The sequence below is a fragment of the Oleiphilus sp. HI0043 genome (genome assembly GCF_001634935.1).
Map to the genome: position 1 here is coordinate 1 of NZ_LWEY01000185.1, position 571 is coordinate 571.

General features: G+C 43.4%; 1 pseudogene. It reads right to left on the bottom strand.

Annotated features, from left to right (window positions below):
* Positions 1-226 precede the first annotated feature (226 nt).
* Positions 227-571: pseudogene (locus tag A3729_RS32115) on the bottom strand (ATP-dependent helicase); the annotation flags it as partial.

Consider the following 571-nt stretch of genomic DNA (forward strand, 5'->3'; position numbering starts at 1 on the left):
GTTGATACTGTTCATGAGGTCGATGGTCTAGATACCTCATATATTGTTACTGAGCTGGCCGATGGTGATTATCATTTTGCAATTACCGTTGTAGATACTGACGGCCTCGAAAGCGACTTATCCGACTCTATTTCTGTAACAATCTAATCGTCTTTTTTCAATAAAGCTCAGATTACCTGGATCTGAGCTTTTTAAGTTCTTTCAAAACAATTCTTAGTGGCTACGGCTACTTTTGTTTCCATATATCCTTGTTACTTGACTGGCTGCTTGACTGATTTCCGCGGGATTGCTTTTGAGTAGGGCGTCTTTTTGCTCTTCTAGGCTTATTTTTATCGGAGTCGGTCTTCGCCTGATTGCCGTGCTGCTCGGCTTTTGGCTTTTTGGGTTTCTTGGGCTTTTTTGCTTTGATCGGACGAGTATCTAGCTGGGATTCGGGTAGGGAGTGCACAGGTTCGAAGCCTTCGACCGTTCTACGTTGAATCACTTGTTTAGTTAACCGTTCAATACCTTTGAGTTCTTTAAATTCATCGGCACAAACCAAAGATATCGCTAAACCATCCGACCCCGCGCG